Source organism: Globicatella sanguinis NBRC 15551 (genome assembly GCF_001552295.1).
Taxonomy (GTDB): domain Bacteria; phylum Bacillota; class Bacilli; order Lactobacillales; family Aerococcaceae; genus Globicatella; species Globicatella sanguinis.
This window is the reverse complement of record NZ_BCQX01000019.1, coordinates 1-23,925: the sequence shown is the minus strand read 5'-3', so window position 1 is coordinate 23,925 and position 23,925 is coordinate 1. Positions and strand designations below refer to the sequence as shown.

Genomic DNA, 23,925 nt, shown 5'->3' with positions numbered 1-23,925 from the left:
ATTTATAAAGCTATTTAAAGCTAATAAAGGCTAGAGTGTTGTTATATCAATGCTTTAGCCTTTTTATTTGTCTATTTAAAACTATATAAAATCAAAACATTTTGCGACTATTTTGCGACTTCAAAAATGCTTTGAATTTCTTCATTCGCTGTCTGTTCTAACTCCGATATAATATGAGTGTAAGTGTTCAGAGTTTCGGATATATTGGAGTGACCTAGTCGCTTGCTGATATAACCAATGTTTATTTTATTATAAAACAAAACTGATGCGTGCGTATGTCTTAGAACGTGGATTGTAACCCTAGGCAATTTTAATTGTTTGAGTGTCTTTTGAAGATGCTTGCTTAAACCATTGTGGGTTATCCTTGGTTTATTTAGTGGATCTAAGAAAAGATATTTATTATTAATCATGCTATTTTGAAGTCTGTACTTTTGCACCTTTACATACAATTCCTTTGGAATGACAATCGTTCTCTTTGCCGATTTAGTCTTTCCACTTGTAAAGTCAAAATCAATCTGATAATCATAGCCACGGTTGACGGTTAAGCTATCTTCTTTAATATCATCATACGCTAGGCCGTATACTTCGCCAATTCGTAAGCCAGTAGATAGGGCGATAAATAACATTAAGTCGTTCATGGTGTCTTTAAATAATAAATGACGATAAAGCTTATTAAAGCCTTCAAGGTCTAAATATTTCACTCGGTCTTGCTCTTCAATATCGTATGCTAGCTCCACTCCAAATGTCGGGTCTTGTGTGATTAAACCGTCGGCTAGGGCATAGGATAAGCACTTCTTTAAATATCCGTGAGTTTTCTCAACGGTATTCTTGCTGCGGTCTTTCCCACGTTCATTGATATATTGTTGGTATTTGGTACGTGTTAAATCTTTTAATCTCGTATTACAAAAAAACTCTTTTACCAATTTAATTTCATGTTGATACTTCTTATCGGTTCCAGTTGAGAATTTACCGATTCGGAATGTATTACACCAATCTTCAAAGTAGTTCGCAAAGATAGTCATATCTTTTTCGGCATCTAAATCAATACCTTCTTGTTTCATCATTTCGTATTTCGCTTCTACAATCTGTGCTTCTTTTTTGGTCGTAAAACCGTATTTGTTTTTTGTCTTATATTTACCTTCGGCATCTTTATATGATACTCTTACATACCACTTGCCTGTGGCTTTATCTTTTTTCACAGCCATTGTTAAAACCTCCTATTTTTGGTAAAATAGGGCATAGCAAATAGCCCTATATATGGGTTGTTTGTTGGTTGATCTCACTCCGTTTGTTTGGCGACAGGGGAGTGGGATTTTTTTATTTTATTAATAATTCTGCTCTAGTATAGTCGTTGTAATTATAGACCCGCAAAATACATTTTCCATTTATAACTTTTCTAACTTCATGTGTTAGTGATGCTGGAACGTAACCAATTTTACTATCTTTGTAATATACAGCAATTGCATCTTTATCATGTTTATTAGTCGGTTCTGGCCTAAGCGATACATCTTCAAATACTTCAGCATTTTGAATGTTCCCAAATTCTTCGTGCATGGCTTTTAAAGATGATTGGTAATATTCGAACGAAGCCAATTGGAATTTCATTGGTTTCATTTGTTTCTTCAAGAAAGGAGTTTGAATAGATTTATTAGTAGCTTTTATAAAACCGAAATAAGCAAATCCTAATGATAGGAGTACTTTTAATAAATCAATCAAAGGTTCTTTAAACGTAAACATATCACCAATGAATGCAACAGCTACACTAGCAAATAATGCTGAAAATAATAGCCATAAAATTTTCTTCATCATTTCACCTCCTATCATAAATCAAATTCAACTTTAACAGCCTTGCCGATAATACGAGCTGGATTATTTTCGTTAACAATATAAGGTGCATATTTCTCATTTAAGGATTCAAGTAAGATAGTTTCATCTAACTTACGCACTCGTTTCAAAGTTGCTTCAGTATCACCGTTCACCAATACGGCAGCTATCTCACCGTTTTCCACATCAGGTTGATGTCTAAGCATCACATAACTCCCATCTGGTATCTTGGGTTCCATACTGTCGCCTTTGGCCTGTAAGAAGAATAATTCGCCTTTTGGTAGGTCGTTATCAAAAACTTCTCTGTACTCACTAATATTTTCATCAGTAAGTATAGGTTCTCCACACGCTATATATCCTATTACAGGAATGCGGACAACGTTTCCCACTGGAATAGCATTAGCAGGCACATCCATACCTAACAATTCTAACGGCGATATGCCAAGAACATTTGATAGCTTAGCGATTTTATCTCGTTTCATATTTTCAATATCGCCTTTTTCCCATTTGCTAACGGTCGCTTTTGTTACACCAACACGATCAGCAACTTCTTCTTGAGTTAGATTCTTTCTTTCCCGAAGTGATTTAATATCCACCATTTCGATACACCTCCATTGTTATATATAAATAGTATCATAAATGATACATTAAATAAACTATTTTAATGAAATAATATCGTAAAATATATTTTTTATAAAAAAAGTGTTGCATTTTATTTTTCTAGGTGTTAATATAGGTATCGTAAACGATACAAAGGAGGTGGAGAAATGCAAGTTAATTTACTAAAAGGTAAAATTGTATCTTTAGGAATTAAAACAGATACAGTTATCGATAAGTTGTCAGAACAGGGCATTAGCATGTCTAAAGTGACATGGTATCGAAAACTAAATGGTCAAAGTGAATTTGATAGAAAAGAAATTCAAGGTTTGATAGACATTTTACATTTATCACCAGAAGAAACAGAGACTATTTTTTTTAATTAAAAAGTATCGTAAACGATACAACAGGAGGCACACAATGAAACAAGAAGAAATCAAAGTAAAAGGCCATATTGGAACTTGGTACGTAGTAGACGAATACATCTTTCGTGGCGAACCATGCTACGAACTAGAGCATGAAGAATTTGGTAGTGATGCAGCGCATATCATTATTAATTCAAACGGAACTGTCCTGCATGATGATGTGTGGAATGGTTGGTTGGATATGGAAGAGAAGTACGGCAAGGAAATTTACGCATATCAAAATATTTAGGGGGTGAGAATTATGAAAAAATACATAAAATACACAGCACTAACCATCATCGCTATTGGGGTAGCAACGAAAGTAGTGCTGAATAAGAAAGATAAGCTTAAAGTCACTTTCAAAGATGGAAAGCTAGTCTATTCTAACTTTGATCATAAAAACTTAAAGATTAATCTACATGACTATGTTTAATCAAGTTTCTAAATAATGCTGAACTAAACTCTTGCATATACTTGTGCGATATCGCATCAGTCAGATTATTGTAAACTTCATTACCATCTTTGCCAGTCGCCGATATATTCTCAAAGATATTTAATTCCATTACTTCTTTGTGAGCTATTTCAACGATTGCAGGTACATCAATTTTACTTAAATCAACATTTATCTGATTAGACATACATTTTCACCTCCTTCCACAGAGGTAATTATATCACGAAAGGAATTTTAAAAAATGAAAAAACACATAAAAACAGTCGCACTAGTCACCACAGGATTGGTAGTCGGAGTGGTGGTAGCGCGATTAGAAAATAAAAAGAAAGATGTTAGCCTTGATGATTTAAAGATTTCAACTGAAAAAGCAGTTGAAGCACTTATGCAAGTTTCTCAAAAATTAGACAGAGCAAGATTTAAAATGGATTAATTATCAACTTTTAAATCCTTGTTAGGTAGTTTCTCAAATAAATCTAAAGTGGTAACTACTGAATTAAATGCAATAAATTTGATTAAGGCATCTTGGAAAGAAATAAAATTTTTCTGCTGATCTTCATTCATTTGTTTATAAAAGTCTTGATTAGCTAATTCTGTCATTAAAATAGTCAAATTTTCTCTATGCAGAATATTATTTTCTAATAGATCCATAATCAATTCACTCATTTTCTTTTTGTTGTATAGCATAATTTTCACCTCCTCTCATTGAGGAATATTATAGCACGAAAACGCAAACAAAAGTTAATAACATTTTTAGAAAGGATGAAACAAATGGAATTACAAATTTTCAAAAACATTGAATTTGGCGAAGTAAGAACCTTATTAATTGATAACGAGCCTTTTTTTGTCGGAAAAGATGTAGCACAGATGTTGGGTTATTCCGAACCTAGAAAAGCAATAGCCAGACATGTTGATGAAGAGGATGGGATGAAACATCCCGTCCCTACTAACGGAGGAATTCAAGAAACAACCGTTATTAATGAATCTGGATTATATTCCTTGATTTTATCTAGCAAACTACCTAACGCTAAGCAGTTCAAACGCTGGGTGACAAGTGAAGTTCTACCAACAATCAGAAAACATGGTGTATATGCGACTGATAAATTGCTAGACAATCCGGACTTCTTAATTGATGCACTTCAAAAGCTTAAGGCGGAGCGTGAACAACGTTTAGTAGCAGAACAACGTGTATTAGAGCTTCAACCTAAAGCCAGCTACTATGATGTTATTTTGCAAAGCAAGTCACTTGTATCGATTTCTCAAATTGCAAAAGACTATGGATTGAGTGGCACGAAGTTAAACCAACTATTAAATGATTGGGGTGTCCAATACAAACAAGGTGGAACATGGTTGCTGTATCAAAAATATGCACCATTGGGATATACGCAAAGTCAAACGGTGGAATATAACGGTGGTGAAGGTTCTCGCCTACACACGAAATGGACACAAAAGGGACGATTATTCTTGCATAATTTATTAACTAACCACGGTTATGTACCGACAGTAGAAATGGAATAGGAGGTGATCTAATTGAGCATTGCAGAAATCCTTGAACTAGAAAAGGAAGTAATCAGAAAAGAGTATGAGTTAAAGATACAAGAGCTTGAACAGCAAATGGAAGACGGCTCCATAGGTGATATTGATTGGCTAAAAGAAAGACTTAATATCAAGACGCTTGATACTTTGAAAAACAAATTACTTTATCCATTTCGTGATGAATTGGAACCAAACATTATTTACTATCCATCTCAGAAGAGAGTTCCTTGGAGAGTGAATAAAACAGCATTTAACAAGTGGTTAATAGACAACTTCGGAAGAGTTGATTGGGGGAAATAAATTGAAAGAGTTTAAAGAACCTAAAGAAATTTTAGGGTTAGTATTGATAGCTGGTTTAGTGTTTACGTATCTATTTATCGGCCTTATCCGTATGGGTGGGTTTAATGAAGAACGTGAAAGACGAGAGCAGATGTGTCAAATGATTGACAAAAGGTTGATTGATAGCGGATTGGTGAATTGTGATGAAGAGATGGCAAAGAGATAGTATACGCAAATCGATTGATAATTATGTCAAGACAGGTGATGAGGAACACTTGACGGATATTGTCAGAGTGTATAGATATTCAAAATTTGACGTAATAAAAAGCCGTGTTGCAGCACGACTTAAAGAAATAACCATGAAAATTACTTCATAAGGAGATTATACCATTATGGAAAACATTAAACAACAAACATACGACATCGCAAAAGATGAACAGGAATGGCTAGAGCTTAGAAAACAAGGCTTAGGTGGTAGTGATATTGGTACCATGCTAGGGCTTAACCAATACAAGTCACCTTACCAATTATGGCTTGAAAAAACAGGACGGATTGAAGCACCTGATATATCAGATAAGATAGCAATTCAAGTTGGAAATGAATTAGAAGATTTAGTTGCTAGATTGTTTGAACAAGAAAGTGGTTTAAAAGTCCAAAAAGATAATAAAACCCACTACCATAAAGATTACAGTTTTTTACTAGCTAATATCGACAGAAAAATAATTGGCGAAAAAGCGTTACTAGAGTGCAAGACAACTAGTGCTTTTAGTTCAAGTCAATGGTATGAAGATGAAATACCAGCAAGCTACATAATGCAAGTGCAACACTACTTAAATGTGCTTGATTATGACTATGCATATATCGCAGTTGTGATTGGAAACCATGATTTTAAATTTAAAAAGATTGAACGAGATCAAGAATTAATTGACATGTATACCAAAGAGGCGATTAAATTTTGGAATGAAAATGTTCTGAAGAATGTAGCGCCTGAAAATGACGGTTCATCAGCAACAAAAGAAGCTTTAAATTTAGTCGATTACGAGCCTTTAAACAGTTTGTCGATACTTTCATCACAAAAAGAAAAACTTGTCGAATTAGGCAATGTAAAAGCTCAAATCAAGGAGCTTACGCAATATCAAACAGAAATCGAAAACAAGTTAAAGAATTATATGTACGAGAATGAAGCAGATGAATTATTATCTGATGAGTTTAAAGTGACATGGAAGGAAGCGAAACGTACTTCAATCGATTCAAAAACATTGAAGAAAGAAATGCCTGATGTGTACAAGCAATACAGCAAAGAAACAACTTACAAGCGATTCACAGTAAAGGAGAATAAATAATGGCAACAACAGATTCAATTAAAAACGCATTAGCAGAAAAGAAAAATAACAGTGTGGCAACAGCACCTAATTTAGTAAAAGGTTTATTGGAAAACCCAATGATCCAAAACAAATTTAAGCAAATCCTTAAAGATAAATCGGCACAGTTTACCAGTTCATTAATCACATTAGTTAATAATGATGCGTATTTAGCAGACAGTCAACCTATGTCAATTATCGCTGGGGCTATGCAAGCAGCACAATTAGATTTACCACTAGAAAAACAATTCGGTTTTGCTTACTTAGTACCATTTAACGAGAAGGACAAAGCGACAGGAAAATGGGTTAAGAAAGCACAATTTATCTTAGGGTATAAAGGTTATGTGCAATTGGCGCAACGTAGTGGACAGTACAAGCATTTAAATGTCGGGACGGTATACGAAGGGCAATTAAAATCATGGAATCCGTTGACAGAAGAATTAGATATTGATTTTGATGCTAAGACAAGTGAACAAGTGGTAGGGTATTTTGGGTATTTTGAGTTGTTAAACGGTTTTAAAAAGACTGTTTACTGGACCAAGGACCAAGTAGAAGCACACCGTATCAGAAATAACAAAGCGAAAGACAAGAAACAACTAACTAACGTGTGGGCTAGTGATTACGATAGCATGGCAGAAAAAACAGTATTACGAAATATGTTAAACAAATGGGGTATTTTGTCTATCGAATACCAAAAAGCAGTCGTGAGTGATGAGAAAGTGTTTGATGATTTTGATGAACAGGGCAATGGAATCTTTAAAGATGTGACACCGTCTGAACCTGAACTTGTTGAACCAGAGTTTGATCCAGCTGAAGCTATTAACCACATTGAAATTGATGAAAACACTGGCGAAATCATCGGCGAACAAGGTGAGTTATTTCCAACAAAAATAAAGTCAAAACTAGAATAGGAGGAATGTATAAATGGCAAATTTAAATTTTGATTTACAGACATTAGCGGAAGGCGAAGTTGCAGGTCGTATTCAGAATGAACTTAGTAAGATTGCTAACAACATTTTGGATTTGAACACAGAAGCAGATAAGTCACGAAAATTAATCATTGAGATTGATTTTAAACCAAATGAAAAGCGCGATGCCTTAGCAACTAAGGTATTAATTAAAAGTAAGCTAGAGCCACAAGTTAAGACAGAAACAACCATGTTAATTGGTCGTGATATCAATACAGGTATGGTGGCAATGAATGAATTAGTAAGTGGTGTGAGAGGTCAAATGTTTTTTGATCCAGAAGATAATGTTTTAAAAACAGATGCAGGCGAAGTAGTAGACGAAATCGAAAACGAAACCATCGTAGACTTTAACAAACGCAAATCAGGAGGAATTTAATTATGACAGAAAATATCAAAGATGCTTTAGAGTACGCAGTAGAACTTAATAACCAATCAGAAAAGATTATCAAAGACCAGCACGGTAATGAATGGTATGACTTCAAAAGAAACGATATGACACAATTAATCCCACAACGAGATTATCCTAAACCTTTAGAACTTAGCACATTAGGAAGCTTGGTTGAATACTACAAAAATAACTTAGATGGTATTCAGAAAAAGCAAGCCATCATTGTAGTGGAAGATGCTGATTTGGTAACGGTGTATACACAACGTGATGATAGAGAGATTAGAAGCAAACTACTTGTGGTAAAAGCGGAACTTCCTAGAATTCGATTTGATGAGTTCATGTCATCAGAGAAATTTAATATCATGCTGCAATCACAGTTTGTAAATAGAGCAGACAGAGAGCTATTACTAGATTACATTTCAAAAATTAGTATCGAAAATGGCGCAGATATTGAAGATGATGGTGCATCACAAGTGACCGTGATTAAGAATGGTGTAGCAAGTAAGACTAAAGGCAAAGCACCTAACCCAGTTACATTGGCGCCTTATCGCACCTTTGCAGAGGTTGAACAAGTTGAGAGTGAATTCGTGTTCCGTATTAACACCAATGCGCAAATGGCACTGTTTGAAGCAGATGGCGGAAGATGGAAGTTAGAAGCTAAAAATCGTGTACATAAGTACCTAACAGAAGCGCTAAAAAAATTCGTTAACTTAACTATCTTAGCTTAGGGGGAATCCTCCATAAGCTTTGAAAGGGTGGTGAGTATGGCAGAAATACAATGGATAAAATTATCGGTAAACATGTTTGATGATGAGAAGATTAAGCTTATCAGAACCATGCCAGAGGGCGATAGTATCGTTCTATTCTGGATTCACTTATTATGTTTAGCTGGCAAGATTAACGATGGCGGAATGGTTTATTTCGGACAGAACCTAGCGTACAGTGACGAGATGTTATCAACGATATTAAACATACCAATCAATGTCGTTAGGTCTGGTCTTAAAGTTTTGCATCAATTCAGCATGATTGAAATTTCACCAGACGGAATGATTGACATTACCAATTGGGAAAAACACCAAAGTACCGACAAGATGAATCAGATGAAAGTGCAAAACAGAGAACGCCAACAAAGATACTATTACCGTCAAAAATTACGCGAGTTAGGTTATACAGAAAAAGAGATGCCTAATGACATAGAGCAGCTTAAAGAACTAGTAGAAAAACCTAACGTTAGGTCGACGTTAGCTAACGCTACAGAAGTAAGAAGTAAGAAGTTAGAAGATAGAAGTAAGAAGATAGATGTAAGAAGTAAGACTACTACTAACGTAGTAGATGAGCCGCAGTTGCAGTCAGTTTTACACTTTTACCAAGATAATTTTGGTGTGTTATCAAATTATATCCAGTCAGACCTAATGCAATGGTGTAGTGATCTATCACCAGAGTTAGCAATTAAAGCAATGCAGATCGCACAGGAAAATCAAAAGTCATACAACTATGCTAAAGGCATCATGCAAAATTGGCTAACAAAAGGTATTAAAACATTAGATGATGTAGCAGCAGAGCAAAAGGCATATCAAAAGAATGAAGTTCCTTACGGTCGTAAGCAAAAGAAAGATGAAATAAAACCTTACTGGGCTAAGGAAACGGAAGAAGCTGAACAGACTAAACAACCAGCAACAGATAATGGTGAAGATTTATTATCAGAATTTAGAAGCTTGATGGATGGGTTTAAGGAGGGAAGTGATGCTTAACCTAACAATCCCGGGAGAGTGTGTACCAAAAGGCCGTCCTAGATTAGGGCGGTACGGTACATATACTCCTGAAAAAACAAAAGTGTATGAACGCTATGTAAAAGTGACGATTCAGAAAGCAAAACTAAAGCCAATAGATGGACCGCTTAAAGTTGAGCTAACTGTCTATCGTAGAATACCTAAGTCGTTTAGCAAAGTTAAACGGATTAAGGCTATCAGTGGTGAATTACTACCAACAACTAAGCCGGACATTGATAACTATGTTAAGTCGGTTTTAGACGCATCAAATGGCATGCTTTACCATGATGACAATCAAATAGTGGAATTGATTGCTAGAAAATTATACGCAGAAGAACCTAGAGTGGAAATAAGAATCGAGGAGTTGTAGAAGATGAAGAAAGTAACTGTTTATTCAAAAGATAACTGTATGCAGTGTAAATTTACCAAACAGTGGCTAGAAGATGAAGGCTTAGAGTATACCGAAATTCGTGCGGATCTAGATGATACAGCTTTAGCATACGTTAAAGACGAGTTATGTTTTAACAGCCTACCGGTCATTGTAATCGAGGGGGAAATACCTTTCCACGGATTTAGACCAGATAGACTGAAGGGATTGCTCTATGAGTAGAGAATTATATCCGGGTTATATTGTCAAAGCTAAGGGGCAGAAAGGCAAGATAACAGCAGTTAATTTACATACGGTGGTGGTTCAATTGAATGACCATAAAGAGAGCTTTAAGCGCGAAGATATTGAAGTGTTGGAAGCTGTTAAAGATTCTGATATTAAGACGTATAAAATTGATGAAATTCAATATTGCGAAGATTGTGGTAAACCAAAGCCGATTGAAGAATTTCCAAAGCTTAAAGGAAATAAAAGACGAAAGCATTGTAAGCAATGTTTTGGAATGAGAATCAGCAAAGGGCACCAAGCTAACAAAGAGCCAAAAACCAAACCTGTAACCAAAGCGAGACCAGTAGTTAAAGAAGTTCCGGCAGTAGAAGTTAAAACAGTGGAAGAATGGGTGGAGAAGAATTTGAATAAAGAAAATAATGCAGTCGTTAAACCAAGTCACTATGTTGGTACTAATGGATTGGAAGTTAAACAAGTGTTAGAAGAATTCGTGAAAGACAAAGCGGGTATTGTGGCCCATAGATGGTGTAGCGCTGTGGAGTATCTACTAAGAGCGTACGAGAAGAACGGTAAAGAAGATTTAGAGAAAGCCAAGATGAATATCGAGTGGTTAATAGAGGGGGCAGAATAATGACTGAAGTTTGGAAAGACATCAAAGGTTATGAGGGTCTTTATCAAATCAGTAGTTACGGAAGAGTCAAAAGTTTAATTAGTTGGAATGGTCATAAGTACATTAAAAAAACAAAGATTATTAATGGTTGGAAACAAAAACCAAATAAAAATGGCAAATATTCTAGAATGAAAATATCGTTAAGGAAAAACAAGGATAAGGATGATGTGATGGTACACCGTCTGGTTGCTGAAGCTTTTATTCCTAACCCTGAAAATAAACCATTAATTAATCATATTGATGGAAATCCATTGAATAACCATTATACGAATTTAGAATGGTGTACTCAGAAAGAAAATGTTAACCACGCGATCAATACTGGATTGTATATAAGAAAATGGGATTTAATAAAGCGAGATGAATTGGTTGAGATGTTAAATGCAGGATGGAATTATGATGAAATCGCAGAACATTATGATGTTGCAAAAGGCACAGTGTTCAATTACATAAAACGATTAAAAATAAAAAGATTATATTATTAAGGAGTGATTATTATTAATAGTGTTAATTTAGTGGGCAGATTGACTAAGGATATTGATCTGAGAAAGACACCAAATGGCAAGTCGGTAGGAAACTTTACTTTAGCAGTCAATCGCCGATTTAAGAATCAACAAGGTGAGTACGAAGCGGACTTCATTATGTGTCAAATTTGGGGCGATAGTGCCGACACACTAGCCAGATACGTGCATAAAGGACAAATGGTTGCTGTCGCTGGGCGAATAAACACGAGAAATTACGACAACCAACAAGGCCAAAAGGTATATGTAACAGAGGTAATCGTTGAGAACTTTACTTTAATTAGTGGTGGTGGGCAAAAGCAAGAGCAAACACCAGTACAGCAAGATAGTCCGTTTAACGACTTTGGAACGCATGTAGATATCAGTGAAGATAATTTGCCATTTTAGGAGGTAACAACATGGATATTATAAAATCAATAAGAATATGGGTAAGAAATCGTAACATCCACACAGCACATCCACGAGATCAGTATTTAAAAGTCGTGGAAGAAGTAGGAGAGTTGGCAGCCGCTTTAGCTAGAGCCAATGCAGAGTTAATCAAAGATTCAGTTGGTGATATAGTCGTAACTTTAGTGTCATTATGCGAAACAATGGACATTGATTTTAATGAGTGCGTGCATCAAGCGTACGACGAGATTAAAGACCGTAAAGGTAAGTTGGTGGACGGTGTTTTCATAAAAGAGGTGGAGTAGATGGCTTATTTATTAACTGAATTAGTTGGAATATCACTAGATGATAACTATGTAGAGTTAAGAGAGGGAGACACTGTCCTAATCGAGACGGACGAGTTGGTTATCAAGCAAGGAACTATCATTGGTTACAACAAAAGCAATACAAAAGAGAGTATAACGGTGGAGTATTGCCTTTACGAAGAAATAGAAATTGATGTAGATGACATCCTCAGAATAGAGGTGGAGTAGATGGCTTGGTTAATAATCATTGCAGTATCAGTTATCGTAGCTGTTATCACTTTACCTACAAACAAAAGTTCATATCCATTATTGGATGACAAGCCAAGGGAACACAAACATTAAGGTGGTGGTTATCATTAAATTTGAGTGGTTGAAAGAATACAAGCAGCTAGAACATGAGATAGCATTACTTGAATGGAAACTATCTAAGTCTAAGTTAGAGCTTACTCGATGGGTTGAAGGAGACTTGATGGATGTTAAATTAACTAACGAGTCATTAGCGAGTAAGTTGGAAGGTGTTATCGCTAAGCTTGAAGAAGATTTGAGCATCAGGAAGAAGCAAATGGATGAGTTGATGCAGATAATCAATCGACTTGATGAATTGGATCAGAAGATAGTAAAACTTAAATATGTTGAAGGAATGACTTTAGAAGCGGTGGCCAGAAGTCTGGGATATTCTGAAAGTCATATAAAGCATAGACACGCAATCGTTAGGCAGTCGTTGAAGTTCATTCAGTATTATCAAGACGATATCACAGAGTATAGAGCAGATACACCTTAGTTGTGTGGAAAAGGTGCAATTTAAGATAGTACCTTAATAGTATCGAAAGCTTGATGTGTATGTGATACAGTATTAGTGTACCAATTCAGGTACGCGTGAGATTCATATAATATACTTCCTTCCTAAAATCCTAGTCCATATGCGAATGGAGGCATCCGACTAGGCACTCGAAAGAGTGGTATATACAGCAATCGTATATTGATACACCGTATCGGTGGCACTATCGAAAGTGCCGATTGCATAACTGTGAGCATTCCTTAATTGGAGTGCTTTTTATTTTAACCCCACCCCTATGGTAGAAAGGAGACCCCCTATGGCTATTGTACGTACCGATAAGGTAGGCACGCACCGCAGTGCCTACAATAAGAACAAGAAGCGCATCATGCAGACAGAGAACACTTGTGGAATCTGTGGACACGAGGTTGATTTTAGTTTAAAGGCTCCCAATCCTTTAAGTCCTGTCATTGATCACATTATACCAATTTCAAAAGGGGGCCACCCCTCTGACCTTAGGAACTTGCAACTGGCACATTGGCACTGCAATAGACAGAAATCAGATAAGCTGTTTAAACATGAAGAAAATGCGGTTAAATCAAATAAAGTTTTAGGTAATAGGGTTCTACCATTATCTACTGATTGGGTGGCTTACAGGCCGTCTAAATAGATGGGGGCATACCACCCCCTCCCCATGTGCGCTCTGACCTTCATGCCGCACTGTACATTTTTTCGCGCGGGATATCACAAAGTTTGACGACACATAAAATTTTGAAAGGAGTGTTGCACATTGCCACAAGGAATGGACTATTTAAAGCGTAAGTTAAACCACCATAGACCACGAGTTGAGACTAGATATAAGTATTATGACTCTAAGTATCATGTTTACAATCGGTCATTTACCATGCCGGCGCAAATTCAACGAATGTTTAAATCTACTATGGGGTGGACTACTAAAGCAGTAGATGCACTAGCAGATAGGTTGGTGTTTAGAGAATTTGAAAACGACAACTACAAATTCAATGATATTTTCAAATTAAATAACGCGGATGTGTTTTTTGATTCAGCCATTAAGTCGGCACTGATTGCTTCATGCTGTTTTGTCTACATCAGTAAGGACAGCGAGGGGTTTCCGCGCTTGCAAGTCATTGATGCGTATGATGCGACTGGTGTTATTGATCCAATTACTGGATTACTAAAAGAAGGATATGCAATTTTAGAAAAAGATCAATCAGATAATCCTACGGTTGAAGCTTATTTTCTACCTGGTGTCACATATGTATACCGAAAAGGTATTGAAAAACCAAGCGTATATAAATCAAAATCACCTGCTCCGTTATTAGTTCCTATTATTTACAAGCCGGATGCAGTCAGACCGTTTGGACGGTCACGAATTACACGATCCGGAATGTATTACCAAAATTATGCTAAACGCACTTTGGAACGGTCGGACGTAACTGCAGAATTTTATTCGTTTCCTCAAAAGTATGTTGTCGGAACAAGCCAAGATTCTGAAAAGATTGATGGGTGGAAAGCTACCGTTTCAACCATGATTGAATTTACAAAAGACGAAAATGGAGACTCACCAAAGTTAGGCCAATTTAATGTCAACTCAATGAGTCCGTTTATCGAACAGTTGAGAATGGCAGCGGCACTTTTTGCAGGTGAAACAGGATTGACTTTAGATGATTTAGGGTTCGTGACGGACAATCCGTCATCTGCCGAAGCTATTAAAGCGAGCCATGAAACGTTACGAGTAATGGCCAGAAAAGCGCAATCTTACTTTGGCACAGGATTCTTAAATGTCGGATATATCGCAGCTTGTGTGAGAGATAATGTCGCTTATAACCGTTCTCAAATTTATGAGACGGTTGATAAATGGGAACCAGTATTTGAACCGGATGCAGCAACCATTAGCGCAATTGGTGACGGTATCATTAAGATTAACCAAGCGTATCCTGGTTACTTTGGTGCTAAGAATTTAAGAGAACTAACTGGATTGAAAGGTGAAACGAATGGACATATCGGAGGAACTACTAAAGAAACTACAAGACGAATTCCAGAAGAAGTTATCGTCCCGCCAGACTCTATTGACAGTTAAAGACAAGATTAGGTTCGGTACGGCCACTTATCACGAAGCACATCAGTATTCAGTCGATATTGGTCAAATTTTGGCCGAAGTATTTCAAGAAAACTTATCAAGTGACATGTTGCCACATGGCCGTATGTATTACAATATCGCTCAAAAAGTCATTGACCCGATGATGGTTGAGAACTTTAATTTAGTGGCAGAAAACACTGTACAGATTCAAGAATTATTAAATAATCGAGCAGGTATATCAATCGCTGGTCAATATCCTACTTTAAACCAAGATAGGATTGACGGATTGATTCAACGACTAGCAGATGAAGAAGTATTTGATAACATCAAATGGATTTTAGGTGACCCAATTGTGAATTTTAGTCAGTCGATTGTTGATGACACACTCAAAGCTAATGCCGATTTCCATTACAAGTCAGGTTTAAATCCTAAAATTAGACGGACTGCTAATAGAGGATGCTGCGAATGGTGCAGTAGAATTGTTGGAGTTTATGATTATCCAGTTAGTAATCTGGATGTGTATCGACGACACAAAAACTGTCGTTGCGAAACGGATTATGACCCAGGAGATGGCAAAACGCAAAACGTGTGGGACAAAACATGGAGGTGATCCCAATATCTCCCAATCCGATAGGGTTAACATGGATTTAAAGAAGGTGATACTATCGTTAGATTTGGACGACAGACTCCAACTGTCAGTTATTATTTAGATTACGACAAGACTTTAGCGCAAGAAGCGGTTGATATTTATTCAAAAACTGGCCTTAAAGCGTACGAGTGGCAAATTAATCTTTTAGAGCCAATGATGGCGATAGAATCAGACGGATTGTGGACACATCAGAAGTTTGGTTACTCAATCGCCCGTCGAAACGGTAAAACAGAAGATGTGTACATTCGGGAATTATGGGGCCTAGAAAATGGTCAACGTATTCTGCATACTGCTCACAGAATTTCAACTTCTCATTCGTCTTATGAAAAGATGAAGAAATATCTTGAAAAGATGGGTTATGTTGAAGGGACTGATTTTAATTCTATTAAAGCAAAAGGCCAAGAGCGTTTAGAACTTTACCATACCGGTGGCATTGTTCAATTTAGAACACGTACATCTACCGGTGGTTTAGGGGAAGGTTTTGACCTATTGGTCATTGACGAAGCGCAAGAATACACGATTGACCAAGAATCTGCACTTAAATATACAGTAACGGATGCAGACAATCCACAGACGATTATGTATGGAACTCCACCGACACCCGTTTCAAGCGGTACGGTCTTTACGAACTACCGAGAAACGGTTTTAAACGGTGGTCTTAAATATTCTGCTTGGGCAGAATGGTCTGTGTCGGAACTCAAAGATATACGGGATGTTGATGCCTGGTACGAGACCAATCCATCAATGGGATATCACTTAAATGAACGTAAAATCGAAGCGGAATTGGGTGAAGATGAACTTGACCATAATATCCAACGTTTAGGGTATTGGCCATCATACAATCGTCGTTCTGCTATCTCGAAAGCAGACTGGGAAGCATTAAGCGTTGAATCTTTACCTAAATTAACATCAAAATTATACGTTGGTATTAAATACGGTAAGGACAGTGTTAACGTGGCTATGTCAATAGCAGTTAAAACAGAAGATGATGATATATTCATTGAAGCAATTGACTGTCAATCTATTCGGAATGGGAACGGTTGGATTTTAGATTTCTTAAATCGTGCGCAAGTTGAGAAAGTGATTATTGATGGTGCTGGTGGTCAAGGAGTACTGGAATCTGAAATGAAGTCAGCAAGAATTAAACCGGACCCGATACTTCCGACTGTTGGCGAAGTGATTAAAGCCAATGCGACGTTCGAACGTGGTTTGAATGCGCAAACAATCAAACATAAGAATCAACCGTCATTAACCGAAGTTATTTCAAATTGCGAGAAAAGACCTATTGGTAGCAACGGTGGTTTTGGTTATAAATCACAGTTTGATGATTATGATATAGCGTTAATGGATAGCATGATATTGGCCTATTGGGCATGCGTTGAGATGAAACCAAAACGCAAACAAAGAGTATCTTATTAGGAGTGGTTAAATGGTTAAAGTTGACGACAGAGTTAAGATGATATTTGTTGATAATAAAGTTTTGACCGGAGTCGTAAAAAATATAACAGAAACTTCCTATCGCGTATTGTTAGATGACAGCATGATCAATGGCAATATCAGAGGTAAGGAATTCACTTTTGATAAAGTCGAACTTTATACAATAGATAAAATTTAGTCCTAGCAATAGGGCTATTTATTTTGTCCGCAACGACATTAAACTATCGTACTTATGCGTCAAATAAGAAACTTCACGCAGTCGGACTGCGACATCAAAACGAGAAGGAGCGTTTACAATGAACAGAGAATTTTTGAAAAATTTAGGATTAGAAGATGAATCAATCGATAAGATTATGGCAGAACATGGTAAGTCTATTAAAGTAGGCAAAGAAACAATGGATGAGTTGAAAACTTTAAAGGAACGAACCCAAGAGTTAGAAACGACCATTGCAGCATTGAATGAAGAAAAGACTAACAATGCCAATAAATATTCAGAATTGGAAGCTTCTAAAACTGAATTAGAGACACAATTCAAAACATTACAGACTAAAGATTTGAAACGTACAATCGCACTTCAAAACAACATCCCACTAGATTTAGCAGACCGCTTAACCGGTGAAGATGAAGCTAGTCTGAAAGCAGATGCCGAGAAGTTAGCAGGTTTTATTGGTAGACCAGAACCTGCGCCGTTAAGAACAACAGACCCAGTTCCAAGCGATTCAATCGATAATGCTTATCGTGGTTTGTTAGGGACAATTAATTCAGAAGAATAAATAGAAAAAGGAGATTATAAAATATGGTATTAGAACGAGGAACATTATTTGATCCGGTATTAGTTAAAGATTTAATTTCAAAAGTACAAGGAAAATCATCATTAGCAGTTCTATCAAAACAAGTTGCAATTCCATTCAATGGATTGAAAGAATTTACTTTCAATATGGATAAGGAAATTGATATTGTAGCTGAATCAGGCAAGAAATCTGAAGGTGGTATTTCATTAGCGCCACGTAAAATCGTGCCAATCAAATTTGAGTATGGTGCGCGTGTATCGGATGAGTTCTTATACGCTTCCGAAGAAGAACAATTAAATATCTTAAAACAATTTAATGACGGATTCGCTAAGAAAGTAGCGCGTGGTTTAGACTTAGCAGCATTCCACGGTGTCAACCCACGTACAGGTCAAGCATCAACAGTTGTAGGTACTAACCACTTTGATAACTTAGTAACGCAAGTAACCGAAGCGCCTAAAGGTGTGGAAAATGCTAACGGAGCAGTAGAGTCGGCTATCGCTTTAACACAAGGAACCGGCGGAGAAATTACAGGTATGGCAATGGCTCCAGCATTCCGCTCTGCTTTAGCAAAACAAGTTAAAGCAGATGGAACTGCATTGTTCCCAGATTTAGCATGGGGGAATGCTCCTACGTCCATCAACGGATTACCAATCCAAGTTAACCGTACTGTATCGGATATGGCTAAAGACACTACACACGCTTATATTGGTGACTTTGAAAATGCGTTCAAATGGGGTTATGCTAAACAAATTCCATTAGAAATCATTAAATATGGTGATCCAGATAACTCTGGTTTAGACTTAAAAGGCTACAACCAAGTTTACATCCGTGCTGAAGTATACTTAGGATGGGGAATCTTAGCACCTGAATACTTCGCTCGTATCACGGAAGCAGGTGAATAGATTGAAATTTATAAACACTAAGAACGGGGCGATAATTGATGTTGTCGTCCCTGTGAAAGGTGGTGACTGGGTTCCTTTTGAGGAACCTAAAGCACCAGTTGAAGAAGTTGAGCCAGTCGTTGAAGAACCACTCGAAGAAGAACCAGAAGCAGAAACTTTTGATTTAACAGCTATGACTGTTGAAGAGTTAAAAGAATATGCGAAAGATAATGAAATTACGTTACCGTCAAAAGCAACTAAAGCACAGATTATCGAATTAATTGCGGAAGCCTTTAACGGATAGGTGGTGAGCGTATGGCAGATTTTGCAACGCTAGATGAACTCACTGCTCTATGGAGACCTATGTCACTTGACGAACAGACGAGAGCCGAAGCACTTCTACCAGTCGTATCAGACCTATTAAGGATTGAAGCTGATAAAGTCGGAATTGATTTAGATCAACGTGCATTAGACAGTCCTAGTTACTCAACTGTCTTAAAATCAGTAACAGTGGACATTGTGGCCAGAACACTCATGACTCCCACCGATAAAGAACCAATGGTTCAAGAATCACAGTCGGCATTAGGCTATTCTTGGTCAGGAACGTTCCTTTCGCCTGGCGGTGGGCTATTCATCAAGAATGATGAATTGAAGCGTCTAGGCCTTAGAAAACAATCCATAAGGGGGCTTGAATTCTATGACACGAATCCGTGGCCAGAAAATTATTTTGATTGATAAGGTAGTGAGTGGTACTGACCCGTTCGGGAAAACATTGTATGAAGATGCAGAAATCGAAGTGGATAATGTGATTATCGCACCAATTTCACATGTAACGAATGAAATCATCACTCATTTGAATTTAGAAGGACGTCGGGCTGTCTATACTTTAGGAATACCCAAAGGCGATACGCATGATTGGGAAAACAAAGAAGTGAGATTCTTTGGTCAACGTTGGCAGACTTTCGGCATACCCGTTGAAGGTATGGAAGATATGATACCTTTGGAATGGAATAAGAAAGTGATGGTGGAGCGATTTGGTCAAAGTCAAAATGAATCATAAAGGAATGCGAGAACTTTTAAAGTCTGAAGAAATTCAAGCATACTTAAAATCCGAAGCTGATAATATCCGTAACCATTGCGGTGATGGTTACGTTTCGGATATTTATGTTGGTAAGGGAAGAGCGAACGCTTCTGTTACGGCAGAAAGTTTTAAAGCATTATTAGATAATTCAAAGAATAATACACTATTAAAGGCGGTGCATGAATGATAGAAGTCGTGATTAAACAATACTTAGACGGACATCTTAATGTGCCGTCTTTTTTTGAATTGCAAGACAATATGCCAAAGTCTTTTGTGATTATTGAAAAGACAGGTGGCAGTCAAGAAAATCGTTTAAAATCGTCGGTATTTGCTATTCAAAGCTATGCACCGACCACATATGAAACTGCTGTTTTAAACGAGAAAGTCAAAGAAGTGATGGACGATTTAGACACATTAGCTGAAGTATCGGGAGTGAGATTAAACTCCGATTATCATTTTCCTGACTTAAGTCTCAAACGTCCACGCTATCAAGCAGTATTTAACATTTATCATTATTAATATTAAGGAGGAATTAATTAATGTCAAATTCATTATTAGTAACGGCTGCTAAACCCAAGAAAGGCGGAGCAATCTATACAGCCAAACTAGGTTCTAAATTACCATTAGATGCAGTTGAATCATTAGATCCGGCATTTAAATCATTAGGATATGTTTCCGACGACGGATTAACAAACGAGAACTCTATCACATCAGAAAACATTAAAGCGTGGGGTGGTGATGTCGTTAATAGCGTTCAGACAGAATCATCTGATAGTTTTAAATATAAATTGATTGAAGGGTTAAATATCGAGGTGTTAAAAGAAATCTACGGTGAAAATAACGTTTCAGGTACATTAGAAACTGGTATCACCATCAATGTCAATTCATCTGATAAACCAGAGCATGTCATTGTAATTGATATGATTCTTAAAGGTGGCCACCTAAAACGCACGGTGTTGCCTATAGCTAAAATTACTGCTGTTGACCCTATTACTTATAAAGACAACGAAAACGTTGGGTATGGTGTGACTGTTCAAGCTTTAACAGATAACAAGGGGAACACTCACTACGAGTATATTGCGAAAGGGGAATAATTAAATGGCTAAGGGCAAAACAGAAACCGGGTTTAAATTTGAAGTCAAAGACAACATAGTAGAAGATTATGAGTTAATCGAGATGATTGCTGAAGTGGACGAAAATCCTTTGGTGACACCAAAACTATTAAATAAATTACTTGGTACCGAACAAGTGAAAGCACTAAAAGACCATATTCGAGAAGATGACGGTACTGTTAACGTTTATAAGATGTTAGCTGAAGTTAAAGCTATTTTCGATTCTTTAAGTGAATCAAAAAAATAGTAGCCCTTGCCAGAATGATTAAACTTGACGAAGATGCTTTAATTTGCGACTTAGCAGAATACTATCAAATATACGACTATCGACAGCTACCGCCTAAAATAGTAGCTGTTTTTGCGTATGGTTTACCAAACAATTCCAGAATTAAGCTAATAGCATCAGGTTTAAAGTTACCGTTTGAAACTATGCTATTAGCGCATTTAGTGGATGTCAACGCATTGTTATGGTGGGCACAAACGGAAGATGGTCCAAAAGGTCTCAACCGTCCTAAATCAATTTACAACTTATTGATTAACGGCGAAGAAGAATCGGAAATCGTTGGGTTTGAAACTGGTGAGGAATTTGAAAGAGAACGACAAAGAATTATAGAGAAAATAAAAAGGCAAGGAGGTGACTAGATGGCTACTGAAATTGCAAAAGCGTATGTACAACTGATACCGTCTGCTGAAGGTATTCAAGGTAAAATGGAAAACTTACTCGGTGGAGAAGCAAAATCTGCAGGACTATCATTAGGTGGTATGTTAGGCGGAAACTTAGTCAAAGTGCTCGGTGGTGTCATTACTGCTGCAGGGATTGGGAAAGTGATTAGCGATTCAATCCAACAAGGAGCGAAACTTGAACAGTCATTAGGTGGTGTTGAAACACTATTTAAAGATTCTGCCGATACGGTGGTTAAGAACGCTAAAGAAGCTTATAAGACAGCCGGAATGGATGCTAATACCTACATGGAAACCGTCACTGGTTTCAGTGCATCGCTACTTCAATCTTTAGGTGGAGATACGCAAAAGGCTGCGAAACAATCTGATATGGCCATTCGGGATATGTCAGATAATGCCAACAAGTTTGGTACTAATATTCAAGATATTCAGAATGCGTATCAGGGTTTTGCTAAGCAGAATTATACCATGCTGGACAACCTGAAACTTGGCTACGGCGGGACTAAGAAAGAGATGGAACGCTTGCTAGAAGATGCAACTAAAATCTCTGGTATCGAATATAATATCGATTCATTATCTGATGTGTATGATGCGATTCATGTTATCCAAAATGAAATGGGTGTGACCGGTACGACTGCTAAAGAAGCAAGTGAAACCTTTAGTGGGTCTTTTGACTCCATGAAAGCAGCGGCTTTGAACTTCTTAGGAGATTTAGCACTTGGTGAAGACGTCGGTCCGGCTTTAGAAGCATTAACAGAAACGACATTGACGTTTTTACTGGATAACTTCTTACCTATGATTGGCAATATCGTCAAAAGTATACCTGATGTGGTGAGTACCGCAATAAAAGTGATACTTCCACGATTAAAGACAGTAGGTCAAGATATTTTAAAGAACCTAACAGACGGTTCACTATCTCAAGCACCAGCCATGCTATCGAATTTTATTGAAATCTTTCAAGGTGTTTTGGATAGCATCACAGCTAACCTACCTGAGTTTTTAAATAAAGGTGTGGAAATTTTAACCAATATCGCCAATGGTATTTTACAAGCGATTCCTGGTTTACTTTCAATAGCGACTGATGTTGTGATTGGGTTTGCACAGTTTATTTTTCAAAATTTGCCTACTATATTACAAGCAGGAGCAGACCTATTATTAAACTTAGTGACTGGAATTGCCAATAACTTGCCAGCCATTGGGCAAAGTGCAATTGATGCAATCGCTAAATTTATCTCATTCTTAGTAACAGAATTTCCTAAATTGGTAGAAAACGGTAAGGAAATCCTTACTAATTTGATTAGTGGGATCACAGAGAAATTACCTGAAATTGACGAATCAGCAGCCGAAATCATCACTAAAATAATTAATAAATTTGTTGAGTTATGGCCAGATATCGTTCAAGCAGGTGCTGATATCATCTCGTCTTTAATTGATGGATTAGAGTCAATGGTAAAAGATATTTTAACTTCTATTGGCAAAATGGGTTCTGAAATTATCGAGGAATTTAAAAGCATTGATCTAAAAGAAGCCGGAAAAGCAATCATTAATGGTTTTATTGATGGATTAAAACAGACTTGGGAAGATGGTAAAAGATTTATCGGTGGAATTGGACAATGGATTAAGGATAATAAGGGACCACTTGACTATGACCGGAAATTATTAATTCCGGCTGGTAAAGCTATCATGGGTGGTTTAAATACCAGTTTAAAAGACGGCTTTAAACCAGTCAAACGGACGGTACTAAGCGTATCTGACATGATTCAAGACACGTTAAATGACACATTTTCAAAAGAATATTCCGGTTCAATTCTAGCGACTGTGGGTATTGATGATTCTGTTCAAGACGACTTAAATCGGTTAACAGTAGCACAAGCGCAACTTGACCAACAACATCTACTATCTAGTCAAATTCAATTGCGTGATGATACACAAGAAAAGAATTTTATGTATGAGACATTGGAAAATATCGTAAGCGGTGTGTCTAAGTTAGTGGCTAAAGATACTAACTCATACTTAGACCGTGCTAAAGTATCAAGGGAATTAAACGACCCGTTGACTAAACAACAACAAATCAGAGAAGTGACACTAAACAGAATGGGAGGTAATTATTAATGAATATTCTTAAAGGATATTTTGACGGTTTTGAATTCACGAGATATTGTGTGATTAATTCCGTTCAGCCTTCCATTACTGCACCACAGACGAATTCATTTCACGTTAACAACTTAGTATCTGGTGGACGGTTTTACTACTCAAAACTAGGTCAAATCGTCCTTGATATTGATATCACTATTGTTAAAAACGTGATGTATAACTTAGAAAGGTTGAATATGCTTCTGTATTCCACCGA

42 protein-coding genes are annotated in these 23,925 nt (G+C 36.9%); 37 read left to right on the top strand and 5 right to left on the bottom strand.

Annotation, left to right across the window (positions count from 1 at the left end; translation table 11 throughout):
• Nucleotides 1-107: 107 nt before the first annotated feature.
• The 3 genes from GSA01S_RS02920 to GSA01S_RS02910 all read right to left on the bottom strand — a co-directional run bounded on the left by GSA01S_RS02920 (nt 108) and on the right by GSA01S_RS02910 (nt 2,423).
• On the bottom strand, nt 108-1,205 hold the full coding sequence (locus GSA01S_RS02920; protein ID WP_066124698.1) for a site-specific integrase: 1,098 nt from the start codon (nt 1,203-1,205) through the stop codon (nt 108-110).
• A 112-nt stretch (nt 1,206-1,317) separates the two neighbouring features.
• Entirely contained in the window at nt 1,318-1,806 is a 489-nt protein-coding gene (locus tag GSA01S_RS02915; protein ID WP_066124696.1) for an HIRAN domain-containing protein, read from the bottom strand.
• A 14-nt stretch (nt 1,807-1,820) separates the two neighbouring features.
• Nucleotides 1,821-2,423, bottom strand: coding sequence for a LexA family protein (locus GSA01S_RS02910; RefSeq protein WP_083513162.1), 603 nt, complete (start codon nt 2,421-2,423; stop codon nt 1,821-1,823).
• 168 nt (nt 2,424-2,591) lie between these two features.
• On the opposite strand from GSA01S_RS02910, the gene GSA01S_RS02905 reads away from it, so the two are divergent.
• The 3 genes from GSA01S_RS02905 to GSA01S_RS10685 are packed head-to-tail and all read left to right on the top strand — an operon-like array spanning nt 2,592 to nt 3,258.
• Complete coding sequence (locus GSA01S_RS02905; RefSeq protein ID WP_066124694.1) at nt 2,592-2,807, top strand: hypothetical protein; 216 nt, start codon at nt 2,592-2,594, stop codon at nt 2,805-2,807.
• 34 nt (nt 2,808-2,841) lie between these two features.
• A complete protein-coding gene (locus tag GSA01S_RS02900) occupies nt 2,842-3,075 on the top strand; it encodes a hypothetical protein (RefSeq protein WP_066124692.1) in 234 nt (77 codons plus the stop codon).
• Nucleotides 3,076-3,087: 12 nt separating this feature from the next.
• A complete protein-coding gene (locus GSA01S_RS10685; protein ID WP_157064757.1) occupies nt 3,088-3,258 on the top strand; it encodes a hypothetical protein in 171 nt (56 codons plus the stop codon).
• Here the strand turns inward: GSA01S_RS10685 and GSA01S_RS02895 are convergent.
• Nucleotides 3,236-3,463 carry a hypothetical protein gene (locus GSA01S_RS02895; RefSeq protein WP_066124690.1) on the bottom strand — a complete coding sequence of 76 codons (228 nt, stop codon included), beginning with the start codon at nt 3,461-3,463 and terminating at the stop codon, nt 3,236-3,238. The two genes, GSA01S_RS10685 and GSA01S_RS02895, sit on opposite strands and share 23 nt — an antisense overlap.
• Nucleotides 3,464-3,517: 54 nt before the next feature.
• Here GSA01S_RS02895 and GSA01S_RS02890 point away from each other — a divergent pair, with 54 nt between their 5' ends.
• Nucleotides 3,518-3,706, top strand: a complete 189-nt coding sequence (locus GSA01S_RS02890; protein ID WP_066124688.1) for a hypothetical protein — start codon at nt 3,518-3,520, stop codon at nt 3,704-3,706.
• On the opposite strand, the gene GSA01S_RS02885 is transcribed toward GSA01S_RS02890, so the two are convergent.
• Nucleotides 3,703-3,960, bottom strand: coding sequence for a hypothetical protein (locus GSA01S_RS02885; protein WP_066124686.1), 258 nt, complete (start codon nt 3,958-3,960; stop codon nt 3,703-3,705). The two genes, GSA01S_RS02890 and GSA01S_RS02885, sit on opposite strands and share 4 nt — an antisense overlap.
• Nucleotides 3,961-4,044: 84 nt before the next feature.
• Between GSA01S_RS02885 and GSA01S_RS02880 the strand changes: the two genes are divergently transcribed.
• From GSA01S_RS02880 to GSA01S_RS02720, 33 genes are all read left to right on the top strand, one after another.
• The gene (locus tag GSA01S_RS02880; protein WP_066124681.1) at nt 4,045-4,791 is read left to right on the top strand and encodes a phage antirepressor; all 747 of its coding nucleotides are present in this window, start codon (nt 4,045-4,047) and stop codon (nt 4,789-4,791) included.
• 12 nt (nt 4,792-4,803) lie between these two features.
• Nucleotides 4,804-5,109 (top strand): DUF771 domain-containing protein, encoded by a 306-nt coding sequence (locus GSA01S_RS02875; RefSeq protein ID WP_066124680.1) that lies wholly within the window; start codon nt 4,804-4,806, stop codon nt 5,107-5,109.
• A gap of 1 nt (nt 5,110) precedes the next feature.
• Entirely contained in the window at nt 5,111-5,314 is a 204-nt protein-coding gene (locus GSA01S_RS02870; protein ID WP_066124676.1) for a hypothetical protein, read from the top strand.
• A gap of 166 nt (nt 5,315-5,480) precedes the next feature.
• Nucleotides 5,481-6,431 (top strand): YqaJ viral recombinase family nuclease, encoded by a 951-nt coding sequence (locus GSA01S_RS02865; protein ID WP_066124675.1) that lies wholly within the window; start codon nt 5,481-5,483, stop codon nt 6,429-6,431.
• Nucleotides 6,431-7,360: a recombinase RecT gene (locus tag GSA01S_RS02860; protein WP_083513161.1), complete on the top strand. Its 930-nt coding sequence runs from the start codon at nt 6,431-6,433 to the stop codon at nt 7,358-7,360. Before GSA01S_RS02865 ends, GSA01S_RS02860 begins: the two co-directional genes overlap by 1 nt.
• Nucleotides 7,361-7,373: 13 nt before the next feature.
• On the top strand, nt 7,374-7,793 hold the full coding sequence (locus GSA01S_RS02855) for a hypothetical protein (protein WP_066124673.1): 420 nt from the start codon (nt 7,374-7,376) through the stop codon (nt 7,791-7,793).
• Between the two features lie 2 nt (nt 7,794-7,795).
• Nucleotides 7,796-8,533: a hypothetical protein gene (locus tag GSA01S_RS02850; protein ID WP_245631250.1), complete on the top strand. Its 738-nt coding sequence runs from the start codon at nt 7,796-7,798 to the stop codon at nt 8,531-8,533.
• A 36-nt stretch (nt 8,534-8,569) separates the two neighbouring features.
• Nucleotides 8,570-9,556, top strand: a complete 987-nt coding sequence (locus GSA01S_RS02845; protein WP_066124669.1) for a phage replisome organizer N-terminal domain-containing protein — start codon at nt 8,570-8,572, stop codon at nt 9,554-9,556.
• Entirely contained in the window at nt 9,549-9,944 is a 396-nt protein-coding gene (locus tag GSA01S_RS02840) for a RusA family crossover junction endodeoxyribonuclease (protein WP_083513160.1), read from the top strand. The genes GSA01S_RS02845 and GSA01S_RS02840 overlap by 8 nt, the downstream gene beginning before the upstream one ends.
• Before the next feature lie 3 nt (nt 9,945-9,947).
• Nucleotides 9,948-10,184, top strand: a complete 237-nt coding sequence (locus tag GSA01S_RS02835; RefSeq protein ID WP_066124665.1) for a glutaredoxin domain-containing protein — start codon at nt 9,948-9,950, stop codon at nt 10,182-10,184.
• Entirely contained in the window at nt 10,177-10,818 is a 642-nt protein-coding gene (locus tag GSA01S_RS11055) for a DUF3310 domain-containing protein (protein WP_245631248.1), read from the top strand. The genes GSA01S_RS02835 and GSA01S_RS11055 overlap by 8 nt, the downstream gene beginning before the upstream one ends.
• Nucleotides 10,818-11,339 carry an NUMOD4 domain-containing protein gene (locus tag GSA01S_RS02825; RefSeq protein WP_066124663.1) on the top strand — a complete coding sequence of 174 codons (522 nt, stop codon included), beginning with the start codon at nt 10,818-10,820 and terminating at the stop codon, nt 11,337-11,339. Before GSA01S_RS11055 ends, GSA01S_RS02825 begins: the two co-directional genes overlap by 1 nt.
• Nucleotides 11,340-11,348: 9 nt before the next feature.
• Entirely contained in the window at nt 11,349-11,762 is a 414-nt protein-coding gene (gene ssb, locus GSA01S_RS02820; RefSeq protein ID WP_066124701.1) for a single-stranded DNA-binding protein, read from the top strand.
• 11 nt (nt 11,763-11,773) lie between these two features.
• Nucleotides 11,774-12,067 carry a MazG nucleotide pyrophosphohydrolase domain-containing protein gene (locus tag GSA01S_RS02815; protein ID WP_066124662.1) on the top strand — a complete coding sequence of 98 codons (294 nt, stop codon included), beginning with the start codon at nt 11,774-11,776 and terminating at the stop codon, nt 12,065-12,067.
• The gene (locus GSA01S_RS02810) at nt 12,068-12,295 is read left to right on the top strand and encodes a hypothetical protein (protein WP_066124660.1); all 228 of its coding nucleotides are present in this window, start codon (nt 12,068-12,070) and stop codon (nt 12,293-12,295) included.
• Between the two features lie 85 nt (nt 12,296-12,380).
• Nucleotides 12,381-12,848: an RNA polymerase sigma factor gene (locus GSA01S_RS02805; protein WP_083513159.1), complete on the top strand. Its 468-nt coding sequence runs from the start codon at nt 12,381-12,383 to the stop codon at nt 12,846-12,848.
• Between the two features lie 313 nt (nt 12,849-13,161).
• A complete protein-coding gene (locus GSA01S_RS02800) occupies nt 13,162-13,512 on the top strand; it encodes an HNH endonuclease (RefSeq protein WP_066124653.1) in 351 nt (116 codons plus the stop codon).
• A gap of 132 nt (nt 13,513-13,644) precedes the next feature.
• On the top strand, nt 13,645-14,943 hold the full coding sequence (locus GSA01S_RS02795) for a phage portal protein (RefSeq protein WP_083513164.1): 1,299 nt from the start codon (nt 13,645-13,647) through the stop codon (nt 14,941-14,943).
• Nucleotides 14,933-15,553 (top strand): hypothetical protein, encoded by a 621-nt coding sequence (locus GSA01S_RS02790; protein WP_083513158.1) that lies wholly within the window; start codon nt 14,933-14,935, stop codon nt 15,551-15,553. The genes GSA01S_RS02795 and GSA01S_RS02790 overlap by 11 nt, the downstream gene beginning before the upstream one ends.
• A gap of 54 nt (nt 15,554-15,607) precedes the next feature.
• The gene (locus tag GSA01S_RS02785; RefSeq protein WP_066124650.1) at nt 15,608-17,011 is read left to right on the top strand and encodes a DEAD/DEAH box helicase family protein; all 1,404 of its coding nucleotides are present in this window, start codon (nt 15,608-15,610) and stop codon (nt 17,009-17,011) included.
• A 10-nt stretch (nt 17,012-17,021) separates the two neighbouring features.
• A complete protein-coding gene (locus tag GSA01S_RS02780) occupies nt 17,022-17,207 on the top strand; it encodes a hypothetical protein (protein WP_066124648.1) in 186 nt (61 codons plus the stop codon).
• Between the two features lie 118 nt (nt 17,208-17,325).
• Nucleotides 17,326-17,802: a phage scaffolding protein gene (locus GSA01S_RS02775; protein WP_066124645.1), complete on the top strand. Its 477-nt coding sequence runs from the start codon at nt 17,326-17,328 to the stop codon at nt 17,800-17,802.
• A 23-nt stretch (nt 17,803-17,825) separates the two neighbouring features.
• Nucleotides 17,826-18,722: a phage major capsid protein gene (locus GSA01S_RS02770; RefSeq protein WP_066124643.1), complete on the top strand. Its 897-nt coding sequence runs from the start codon at nt 17,826-17,828 to the stop codon at nt 18,720-18,722.
• A gap of 1 nt (nt 18,723) precedes the next feature.
• Entirely contained in the window at nt 18,724-19,005 is a 282-nt protein-coding gene (locus GSA01S_RS11050; protein ID WP_066124641.1) for a Rho termination factor N-terminal domain-containing protein, read from the top strand.
• 11 nt (nt 19,006-19,016) lie between these two features.
• Nucleotides 19,017-19,436, top strand: coding sequence for a phage Gp19/Gp15/Gp42 family protein (locus tag GSA01S_RS02760; RefSeq protein WP_066124638.1), 420 nt, complete (start codon nt 19,017-19,019; stop codon nt 19,434-19,436).
• Nucleotides 19,399-19,761: a hypothetical protein gene (locus tag GSA01S_RS02755; protein WP_066124636.1), complete on the top strand. Its 363-nt coding sequence runs from the start codon at nt 19,399-19,401 to the stop codon at nt 19,759-19,761. Before GSA01S_RS02760 ends, GSA01S_RS02755 begins: the two co-directional genes overlap by 38 nt.
• A 4-nt stretch (nt 19,762-19,765) precedes the next feature.
• Nucleotides 19,766-19,969, top strand: a complete 204-nt coding sequence (locus GSA01S_RS02750) for a hypothetical protein (RefSeq protein WP_245631247.1) — start codon at nt 19,766-19,768, stop codon at nt 19,967-19,969.
• Nucleotides 19,966-20,301 (top strand): hypothetical protein, encoded by a 336-nt coding sequence (locus GSA01S_RS02745; protein WP_066124633.1) that lies wholly within the window; start codon nt 19,966-19,968, stop codon nt 20,299-20,301. The genes GSA01S_RS02750 and GSA01S_RS02745 overlap by 4 nt, the downstream gene beginning before the upstream one ends.
• Nucleotides 20,302-20,321: 20 nt before the next feature.
• Nucleotides 20,322-20,876: a phage tail tube protein gene (locus GSA01S_RS02740; protein WP_066124631.1), complete on the top strand. Its 555-nt coding sequence runs from the start codon at nt 20,322-20,324 to the stop codon at nt 20,874-20,876.
• A gap of 4 nt (nt 20,877-20,880) precedes the next feature.
• Nucleotides 20,881-21,141 carry a hypothetical protein gene (locus GSA01S_RS02735; protein ID WP_066124629.1) on the top strand — a complete coding sequence of 87 codons (261 nt, stop codon included), beginning with the start codon at nt 20,881-20,883 and terminating at the stop codon, nt 21,139-21,141.
• A gap of 14 nt (nt 21,142-21,155) precedes the next feature.
• Nucleotides 21,156-21,536, top strand: a complete 381-nt coding sequence (locus tag GSA01S_RS02730; RefSeq protein ID WP_066124627.1) for a DUF5361 domain-containing protein — start codon at nt 21,156-21,158, stop codon at nt 21,534-21,536.
• Nucleotides 21,537-23,687: a phage tail protein gene (locus tag GSA01S_RS02725; protein WP_066124625.1), complete on the top strand. Its 2,151-nt coding sequence runs from the start codon at nt 21,537-21,539 to the stop codon at nt 23,685-23,687.
• A partial coding sequence (locus tag GSA01S_RS02720; RefSeq protein WP_157064755.1) for a distal tail protein Dit occupies nt 23,687-23,925 on the top strand: 239 nt, incomplete at its 3' end. The genes GSA01S_RS02725 and GSA01S_RS02720, both read left to right, overlap by 1 nt.